The sequence below is a fragment of the Lactococcus sp. dk101 genome (assembly GCF_009601055.1).
Taxonomy (GTDB): Bacteria; Bacillota; Bacilli; order Lactobacillales; family Streptococcaceae; genus Lactococcus.
Genome location: NZ_WITI01000022.1, coordinates 3,216 through 13,617, shown reverse-complemented (window position 1 = coordinate 13,617; position 10,402 = coordinate 3,216). Strand labels below are relative to the sequence as shown.

Below are 10,402 nucleotides of genomic sequence, written 5' to 3'. Positions count from 1 at the left end.
AAAGAGGATAAACGTGCTCAGAGAGGCCAATAAGCGTTTTCTGTTTAGCCATGTCAGTAGCAAAGAGTAATCCTGCAGTAATTAGCTGCATGGTATAAGGATTTGAGATAGCTTTAGCAAGCAAGTCGTTCTGTTCTTTTTTCTTGTTTTCAATTGACAATTGAGATTTCGTATCATTCTTCTTGTATTCTTCATCCTTCCAATTCACTTTCTTTTCAATATGAAACTGGATTTCTGACACTGAACGACCTTTTTTTATTTTGTCGTAAGTAACGTTAAAATGAGTATTTAAATTTATTTCTGTAAGAGAATTTTTTAACACTCTTCTTTCAAAATTACTCATATCTTTATAGATATCTAGTGTATCCGTCAATGTTCTTATATCTACTATTTCAATTTTAGGATTTTTTAATTCATGTAACTGTTTTTTTGTTCGACTATTTTTGAATTTATAATGTTCGAACTGGTTATAACTCATTGATAGCCATTTATAAATTATAATGCTGTACTTACTTTCCAATCCCATCACATCTGTTAAAGCATACTGAGTGAAATTACTTTTTAAATCAATTAAATAAGGCATAATAGCTTGATCAAATCTGATGTATACCTCATCGTTATAATCATTCCATGCAACTTCAGGAATTGGGACAATCCTCCTAAAATTAAATCCCTTATCTACTTCTTGCCTTACTTCAAAAAAAGCTTGCTCCTGCATCTTTTCAATCGATTTTTTAAAACGGCTATGTTTATCGTTATCATACACATCAAAAAAAGAAAACAATTCTTGCTTTGATAAATATACTACATTATCCTTAGGTGGTTTTTCTGTATCAATACATGAAACAGCTAATTCAAAAATTTTCATGGGAGTTTTATCCATTTTGGCTATTGATGTGATTAAATCATTTGCCTCCACAACTTTACGCTCTCTTAATTCTGGAATTTTGTTTGTTGATTCATTTTTTTTACTAGCGGTCATAATAATAATAATACTCCTTATAAGATAGGGCGATATAATCATCGTGAAATCCCAATGATATATTATAGCATACCAGTACAAGAAAAAGCAAAATGTACTGGTATGCACAGTTTTTTGTACTGGTATGCACAGTTTTTTGTACTGGTATGCACAGTTTTTTGTACTGGTATAATTCTTTGGAGGTGCTATATGACTACATTCATTTCTCTATAAAAGAATAAAAGTAAAAATATATAAATATAAATTATTAGGCTACGCCTATTTTTAAAATAATATTAATTGATGAATTAAAAGATTTGTCTTTTAATATATTAAGATAAAATATTTAATTACGAAAAGAGATAAGAAAATAATAAATTAAATGAAAAACTTAGTTGGCAACTTAGTTGGCAACCAACGAAAAAGGTACTAAAATAATATTACTCGATGGTTTAAAAGAGCTATCTTTGAAATACCCAAAAATTAAAGATTTAATAACAAATAAAAGCATTAATGATGAATTCAGTGAAGAAAAGAAAGAAAAAAAGGATGGCAACCTGTTGGCAACCGTTGTTGCTCAGCTTGATATTAAAGATAAACAAATAACCCAACTTCAAAAATTACTTGAAAACCAACAAGTGCTTACACTACAAGCTCAAGAAAAAATTAAACTCCTTGAAGAATCAAAAAAAGAAGAACAAGAGTCCAATTATACTGATACTTTTCAACAAGAAGAAACAAAAAGACAAGGTTTTTTTGCCAAATGGTTTAAATAAAAAAAAGTAAGAATAAAATCAAGAAGAAAGCGTCTCTTTTATGGTCGCTTTTTTTTGATATAAGAGGCTGAGATAAAAGCGGAAAAATTGCTAAAGCAGTAATTTAAAGCTGTCTTTTTTAGCGCTTTTATCGTAAAATAAGAAGAAGATTAAAAAAGAAAATGGGAGACTTATGACGGCCGAATTAGCGATTGAGAATCATTTTATTGAACTGTTAAGCGAAAGAGAAAATCAATGGCGTTACCGGCCAGATTTAAAGACAGAAGCTGCCTTATGGGACAACTTGAGAGGTCATTTGAATCGCATGAACACGGCCAAGCTTGAAGGCATTGAGTTAACCGATTTAGAATTCAAAAGGGTTCGGACCGAATTTGAACGCCAAACCGGAACCCCCTTCCAGGCTTCTCAATGGTTGCGAGGAGAGAATGGGGTCGCTCAACTTCCTTTGGAGCGCGAAGATGGCACTTCGGTCAGTTTAGAAGTCTTTAGAAACAAAGACATTGGTGGCGGCACTTCAGCTTATGAGGTCGTGCATCAAATTGTGCCTGACACCGATCATAAGACCCGTGGGGATGTGACCTTGCTCATCAACGGCTTGCCCATCATTCATGTGGAATTGAAGAATGAAGCAGCCAAGGATGGCTACATGCAAGCCTTTGATCAAATCAAACGCTATGCCATCGAAGACGGCTTTTTTAATGGCATTTACGGAGCCACACAACTCTTTGTCATTTCAAACAAGGTAGACACCAGATACTTTGCCCGTCCGAGTCAAAACACACCAGAAGCATACGAGCGGATGAAGAAATTCCTCTTCAACTGGCGGACAGAAGATAATGCGGTTATTTCAGACCTCTTTGACTTCACACGAGAAGTCCTCCGTATTCCGGATGCCCATGAATTAATCAGTCAATACACCATCTTGGTGGATGACCAAAAGAGTCAAAAGTTCCTTATGGTCTTAAGACCTTACCAGATCCATGCCATCCGTAAGATCCGTGCGCAAGCAGCGGACCATAAAGGCGGATACATCTGGCATGCGACAGGATCTGGAAAAACCATTACCAGCTTTGTAGCGACCAAACTCCTGGCCCAACATGCGATTGGGGTCGACCGGACTATCATGGTAGTAGACCGGACAGACTTGGACTCACAAACACAAGACGAGTTTACAAAATTTGCTTCTGAATTCCACACGGGTCAAACCAGTGGGACTTCTGTAAGCAATACTTTGATTGTTGGCATTAAAAATCAATACCAACTCTCAAAAAGTCTCTTATCTGCGAAGAATAACAATACCATCCTGATTACGACCATCCAAAAATTATCTGCGGCCATTCGTTCGGCTCAAAAAGAAAGTGAAGCCGAAGGAACACAACGTTTTGAGAAGTTAAAGAAAGAACACTTGGTCTTCATCGTCGATGAAGCACATCGGGCAGTCAGTGATGAAGAAATGAAGAAGATTAAAAAAGTCTTCCCCCAATCGACCTGGTTTGGTTTAACAGGAACTCCCATTTTTGACGAGAATAAGAAACAAGAAAATGGAAGCTATGCACGAACCACACAAGACCAGTATGGCGACTTACTTCATGCCTATACGACCAAGAATGCCATGGATGATGAAGCGGTGCTTGGTTTCCAAGTGGAATACCATTCGCTCTTAAGCGAGGATGAACAAGAAGACATTGTCAGAGGTGTGAATGGGGATGAACTCCCAACCGACCTGTTGGAACAAGAAAAATTGATTCCAACCGAGGCCTATGAACAAGAGACTTACATCACGGCCTTATTGGACAAGATTTTTGATCGGCGCAGTCTGCTTAAGAAATTCACATTCAAACAAGGCCTGCCAACCATGTCGGCCATTCTTACGACACATTCCATCAAACAAGCCAAAGCCATCTATCATGAGCTCCAAAGAAGAAAAGCAGAAGGCAACTTGTTTACAGGGAAAGCCTTTGATGACCGTCACCGCATGGAGGATCCAGACTTCCCACGTGTGGCCATTACCTTCTCTACGAATCCGAATCAAGCAGAGATTGGACTAATGTCAAATAATTAGACACAAAATGAGCTATGTTTTCTTAAAATAATTTTCTTCCTTCTGATTTGGAGTTAACCCATTGTTGGCAGAATGAGGATTATAATTGTTATAAAATTGTTCAATATATTCAAAACAAGATAATTTGACTTCCTGAATTGAGTGATACGTTCTTCGATTAATTTCTCGTTGTTTAAGGTACTTGAAAAAGACCTCGGTCACGGCATTATCGTAAGGATAGCCAGGTTTAGAGTATGAGGCAAGCAACTGATGACCATCTAATAGCTTTCTAAAGGGAGCTGATTTAAATTGACTCCCTTGAGCCGAGTGGTAAATGATTGATTCCTTTGGTTTTCTTTTATTTATAGCTATCCTTAGTGTGTCACAGGCGAGTTGTTCATCAATCCTATCACTTACCTTCCAAGCAATACATTTTCTCGAGTAGAGGTCAAGAATGGCACAAAGGTAAACATGTCGTTTAGGTCCTATAGAAATATAAGTGAAATCAGTTGTCCAAACTTGATTTGGGGACTGCGGATTAAATTCTTGTTTAAGTAAATTATCAGAAGAACATTCCGTTGATTGCTTTGATTTAAATTTCGGTTTAATCGTTGACATCTTAGGAAGTGTCATAGACTTAAGAAGTCGTAAAATACGTCCTTCAGAAATAGTGACGCCATAATCACGCAAAAGAATAATTTTAAAAGCTCTTGTTCCAATTCTTTTCTTAGCTTTCATATAAATTTCAAGAAGTAATTTTCTTAAGTGTTGATTCTCTATTTCACGCTTAGAAGGCTTCCTGTTAATGAAACTATAGTAAGTGGAACGATTGACATGTAAAACACGACAGAGCATCACTGTCGTGTGTTCAAATCGGAGTCGATAGACAGATTCTAATCTCACTTTGAGTTTTGCATGAATATGGCACTCACTTTTTTAAGATGATATTTTCCTCTTATAATTGCGCATTCGGCTTTTGTAATGCTTGAATTTGTTTAGCCGTCATTACTGTGTCGTCTTCCAGTTGAACCTGAGAGAATTGCTTAATCCATTTAGAGAGTGCTGTTTGAGAAACACCTTAGTCTTTACAGAGTTCAGCTTGCTTTTTACCTGTTTGGTAGAGGTTGACAAGAGATTGTTTAAACTCCCCGTCGTAATGTTTAAATCCTGACATAAAAGTCCTTTCATTTTTGTGTCTTCTTAGACAGATTATAGCACACTTATTTGTGTCCACTTTTATAGTATAGCTCCAATGCGGTAAACTTATACCTAACAAGCGAAAAGACCTACCAAGAGATTGCTTATGAAGTAGGAATAGCTAACACTCCCCTACTTAATCGTTGGGTTCTTGATTATCGTGAGCAAGGGGAATCTGCTTTTTCTAAAGTTCCTGGAAGGCCTAAGAAGAACAAAACTAAATCGTCACAATCAGAGTTGTGTGAATATGAACAATAACTCGTACGTCTTCAGAAAGAAAATTTAAATTTACAAATGGAAGTAGAGTATTTAAAAGGGCTGAGGAGATTGCGTCAGGAACAACACAAGAGGGGAAATTCCGTGTGGTCTGTGAGCTCCGAAGAGAATTCAAGTTCCCCTCCAACAACCTCTAATGTTCTCAGGGATTCCCAAAGCGACTTATTACTACTGGAAAGCTCATTTTGATCGTACGAATAAAGACGAAGCAATGGAGCAAGAAATGCTTGCCATTCGATCAGAACACGCCAACGCAGGCTATCGTCCCATGGTTGAACTTCTCAAGAAACGTGGGATTGTCGCCAACCATAAAAAGGTACAACGCCTGATGAAAAAACTTGGACTTCGTGTGACGGCATTCTGGCATAAATTTGGCAAGTATAACTCCTACAAGGGAAGTGTTGGTAAAGTAGCTAAGAATAAGCTCCATAGACGTTTTAACAGCTCTGTCCCACATCAAAAGATAACAACGGACACGACGGAGTTCAAATACTATGATAAGGGTGTCCAAAAAAAAGCTTTATCTTAATCCTTATCTGGACTTGTTTAACAATGAATTATCAGTTTTGATATTTCAAAGCAACCAACATACCAAGCCATTACGAATGCACTAAAACAAGCTTTAGAGGTCTCTTCTGATTGTCCGTTTCGGCGCACTTTCCACTCTGACCAAGTCTGGGCCTATCAAATGAAGAACTATGTTTTCATATTTAAATCTCATAAAATTATTCAGTCCATGAATCGTAAAGGCAACTGTCATGATAACTCAGTCATGGAAAACTTCTTTGGTTTACTCAAAGAAGAAATCTATTATGGCTCAGTTCTTCAACTCTTTTGAAGATCTGAGCCAAGCAACTACCATTTGGATTGAATACTATAACACAAAACGAATTAAAAAGAAATTGAACTGGATGAGGCCAATTCAACATCGTTTAACTTATTCAAAATAATAAAAAAATCAAGTACGAATACTTGATTTCAAAAGTCTAACTTTTGGGGGGCACTACAAAAAGAGTGAGTGCTTTCTTTAAATACTTAATTACTGTGTTTTCTCTTTTTGTAGCCGACTAATCCAAATAATACTGATAAAGAGAGCAAGCCAATTCCAACAGTTAAATCAGAAATAGAAGATTGTTCTCCCGTTCGTGGTAATTCTGTTGAACGAGACGGAGTATTACTTGTTTTCAAACCTCTGCTATTAATAGTTCGTGTTTTGTCTGCCTGTGGTTTTGAAGGTGTGTACTTTGTTCGTTCTTCCGTGGTCTTATCTGCCACAGTCACATAAGCATCAACTGATAATTTTTTATCTATGAGAACGCCATCAGCGTTCCTAACCTCCCAGCTGTAAGTCACTTTGTATTTACCAACTTTGTTGGTATCGACATCTCCTTTTACTGTAAGGTCTCCTAAAGCTAGTGGATTACCATATCGGTCTGTCGCAGAAACAAAGTTATCGGACGCTGTCCAGCTATCTCCAATCATGACGGTGCTATCCTTAACTGAGACTGATGCTTGGTCTTTCAAAACAGTGAGGGTAACTGTATTGCTTGTTTTGCCATTTGTTACTTTAAAGGAATATTTTCCTGCCTTAGAAGGGTTAACTTCTTCTTGTCCTTCCAAAATTAACTGATAAAAAGAAACAGCACTACCATCTTTCGCTTTCGCATCAGTAAAGTGGTCAGAGACTGTCCAATCTTCTCCTTCGAAGATGGTCAAATCTTTGGTGCTTAAGTTCTCCTCATTTTCAAGCACTGTTACTGTGATTTGTTTAGATAGATTTTTATTCATATAGGTAATAGGGTAGCTTCCTACTTTTGTTGTATCGACTGCCCCTATAACAGTGATATCGTCAAAGCTAAGGCTGTTTCCTAAAGTATCTTTAGCTGAAATGAAGCTGTCTTTTGGACTCCAAGTATCTCCCACATAAAGAGTTAGATCTTTGGCGTCCACTGAAAGTGAATTACGTTCCCACACATACGTTCCCGGATTTGTACCTTCATAGTTTGCCATGAAGTCTTCACTCGAATCATAAGTAATTCCAGTTGCATAGTCAATCCAGCGCCCAGTATATTCTCCTGAGGAACTGTCAATGGTTGGGAGAAGTGCTGTTGCGTTAAAAATAGACTTGTCTCCTATTTTTAATGAGGCTAAATTACTATCATTATTAAACAAGTCAGTAATATCTATAGTATTACTTGTATCCCATTTGCTGATATCGAGATTTCTTAAATTTGTGTTATTTTCAAAAACTGAACTCATATTAGTAACCTTACTTGTGTTCCAATTACTAAGATTTAGTTCATTTATACCAGTCATACCGCTAAACATCCAGCCCATGTTTGTAACATTACTTGTATTCCAATTATTGATGTCAAGGGCAGTTAAACTGCTATTTCCAAAAAACATGGACTGCATGTTTGTAACGGTACTTGTATCCCAATTATTGATATTTAATTCGTTTAAACTATTGCACTCGAAAAACATCCAGCCCATGTTTGTAACATTACTTGTATCCCAATTATTGATATTATTTATAGTTTTTAAACTCGTTGCATATTGGAACATAGATTGCATGTTAAATACTTTACTGAAGTCCCATCCATTTAAATTGACTTCCACTAAGCTTGTACATCCGTCAAACATGTTACTTGTCTGAAGTAAATTTGATGTATCCCAATCGCCTAAATTTGCACTAACTAGATTGTTTGCCTTGTAGAACATTGCGTTCGTATTAACAACTCGTGAAGCATCAGGACGGCCAGAAATAGACACTAAATTTGTATAATTAGAAAAAAGCCATCCTCCGTCCCTTGCGAGTATCACATTATTTCCAAAAACAACATGCTTAATAGAAGATATGGGAATCCCCGTTGGGTGATTGGCAGCAGAATGACTCCAACCTCCTGAGATGGTTCCATCGTGAGCAGTTATTGTACCTGTTTCTTCGTCAAAATCATAAGTTGCAGTACCCCAACTACCTGTAATAATTGAAGACGTTTCTGCTTGAACAGTTGGAGAAATTGCTGGACTTACCTGGCTAGTCGTAATGTTTTTGTCTTTCTTTTCTTCATCAATAGCTATTTTAGTAACATCACTTGCTTCATTCGTGTTTTCTGATGAACTTGTTTCTCCAGAACTCAGATTTATGGTGTTGGGAACTTTCTCCTTAGTTTCTCCTTTTCCCTGTATGAGTTCTGATGAAATGTCAGGGCTTGTTTCTGCAAAAGCAATAGGGGTCCCTACACTTCCTAAAAGTAGTAGGGCAATGCTACTTGATACTCCAAATTTTTTTTTCATGTTATTCCTTTCCAAATGATAAAATTACAAAAGTTACAAACGATATCCTTACGCAATATATTGTAACATAATTTCACTGTTCAGTTCAACCCTTTTTCAAACATACTAATTATATAGTTTTTCAATGGGAGGGATGTGTATAAACTGGGAAATGTACTCTATTATCCTACTTAAGGTTGCTTTAAGAGGTTAGTGTTTTTTTTCCTGTGACTTATTTTAGTGTATCCAACAATCAGACAAAGACCATATCATCTAAAATTTTTGGTAAATTGTAAAATTAATTTAGGAACTTTGAAGTAAAAAAAATGCATATGAATTTCTTGTACTTGAATTGGTAAAGACAAGTAGGAAGAAGCCCCAACTGTAAGACAATAATACCACACTAAATAAAAATCTCATTTATTCGGTGCGACAATTAGTGTCAATTAAACCCATGTTTAAACCTAATTATTCTTCTAACCTTACTCAAAAATGATAAGAAACAGTGTGGACGCCATTCTAAAGTGACAGCTAAATTGAATCATTCCGTTACTAATGGTGTAAGAAATAAACAGTCTTTTAAAGTTGTTATTCAAGGCGGTTAGGTACTGTTCTGTCTCAAAAGTTTTACAATTGGCTTGATGTGAAATATCATTAGTTATTTTACCCAGGCTAGAATAAGACTAAAAAATCAGAAAAAAGAATTCTAAACTCCCTTGCTGTATGTCTATTAAAGAACCCCCAGAAACAATTAACACTCGTTCTAAAAAAGACAGATGTTTCTAGATAAATTAACACAGCTATTCTTACAAAAGCTAAAAATAGTTGTTTATTGATTTTGACAAAACGTGTCACCCGTTTTGAAATCGCAGGTAGGTCTACTTTATGAGTCAATACAATCCTTGGTGAGTTTCAGAAAGAATTTCATTTCAAGTTGATCACTTCAGATAATGGTAGATAATTTGTCAAGCTGGTTGATGTTTTAAACTGTGCAGTGTATTATTTTCACACTTATGCAAGTTTTGAATGAGAGATGATTGAAAATCATAGTCGTATGATTAGATGCTTCTTACCTAAAGAAATAACGAAATGACTTCGAATGAATCCTCTTGTATTGAAACTTGTATTAATCAGTATTCAAGAAAAGTGTTCAAGTATCAGACACCATTTTAGAGGTTATAAGATGGATAGATTAAATTTGCAATTTGCCATTAAATTTGCAATTTACCAACTAAATTTTTTAACATTTATAAAAGAACTGATTCGAGTTTTATATCAAGATGTGGCAAATATGATATAAAAAGACAAGAAATTAATCTTGTCTAAAAAATTTACCTAATTGAGAACTATTGGTTTATTAATTCTTTTTGTTTTTCTTCATCGCAAGAATAGTTGTTCCTCCAGCTAAAATAATAAACACGAAACCACTAATAATTCCTACGGATGGATTAGAATCGCCTGTGCTAGGAAGATTATTAGAAGATAAATTTGAATAATCGCTAATAATCGATTTTTCTGCTTTTTTTGTATAAACATATGTAACTATTTGTTCATCATCTGAATATTTTCCTGTTGCATTGACTGGAGTTTCTTTTAATACATACCCATCAACTTTGACTGGAGCAGTTGTATAAGCATGTCCAACGTATCCAGCAGAAGTAGTTGCATCTGCTATCTCTTTGCCAGCTTCATCCACATGTTTAACAGTTACTGACGCACTATTCTTATAGTAAACATATGTGACAATCTGTTCATCATCTGAATATTTTCCTGTTGCATTGACTGGAGTTTCTTTTAATACATACCCATCAACTTTGACTGGAGCAGTTGTATAAGCATGTCCAACGTATCCAGCAGAAGTAGTTGCATCTGCTA

The 10,402-nt window shown here is 35.9% G+C and carries 4 protein-coding genes and 3 pseudogenes; 3 read left to right on the top strand and 4 right to left on the bottom strand.

Features of this window, described 5'->3' with window-relative positions:
- Positions 1-982, bottom strand: a 982-nt coding sequence (locus tag GHI45_RS10805; protein WP_147780844.1) for a RepB family plasmid replication initiator protein, incomplete at its 3' end; no start/stop codon positions are given.
- Between the two features lie 386 nt (positions 983-1,368).
- Here GHI45_RS10805 and GHI45_RS10800 point away from each other — a divergent pair.
- Together GHI45_RS10800 and GHI45_RS10795 are read left to right on the top strand one after the other, a co-directional pair.
- The gene (locus GHI45_RS10800) at positions 1,369-1,737 is read left to right on the top strand and encodes a DUF536 domain-containing protein (RefSeq protein ID WP_147780843.1); all 369 of its coding nucleotides are present in this window, start codon (positions 1,369-1,371) and stop codon (positions 1,735-1,737) included.
- A 172-nt stretch (positions 1,738-1,909) separates the two neighbouring features.
- Positions 1,910-3,775, top strand: a pseudogene (locus GHI45_RS10795) (DEAD/DEAH box helicase family protein); the annotation flags it as partial.
- A gap of 20 nt (positions 3,776-3,795) precedes the next feature.
- On the opposite strand, the pseudogene GHI45_RS10790 reads toward GHI45_RS10795, so the two are convergent.
- Positions 3,796-4,952 (bottom strand): annotated as a pseudogene (locus tag GHI45_RS10790) (IS3 family transposase).
- 77 nt (positions 4,953-5,029) lie between these two features.
- On the opposite strand from GHI45_RS10790, the pseudogene GHI45_RS11450 reads away from it, so the two are divergent.
- Positions 5,030-6,201 (top strand): annotated as a pseudogene (locus GHI45_RS11450) (IS3 family transposase); the annotation flags it as partial.
- Between the two features lie 85 nt (positions 6,202-6,286).
- Here GHI45_RS11450 and GHI45_RS10770 read toward each other — a convergent pair.
- On the bottom strand, positions 6,287-8,548 hold the full coding sequence (locus GHI45_RS10770) for a BspA family leucine-rich repeat surface protein (protein WP_147780839.1): 2,262 nt from the start codon (positions 8,546-8,548) through the stop codon (positions 6,287-6,289).
- A gap of 1,336 nt (positions 8,549-9,884) precedes the next feature.
- Positions 9,885-10,402 (bottom strand): MucBP domain-containing protein (locus tag GHI45_RS11320; protein ID WP_147780838.1); only part of this gene is annotated, 518 nt, incomplete at its 5' end.

What these genes read in the sequence shown, in the direction of transcription:
- GHI45_RS10770 (WP_147780839.1), bottom strand. Translation starts at nt 8,548, where the DNA reads ATGAAAAAAAAATTTGGAGTATCAAGTAGCATTGCCCTACTACTTTTA.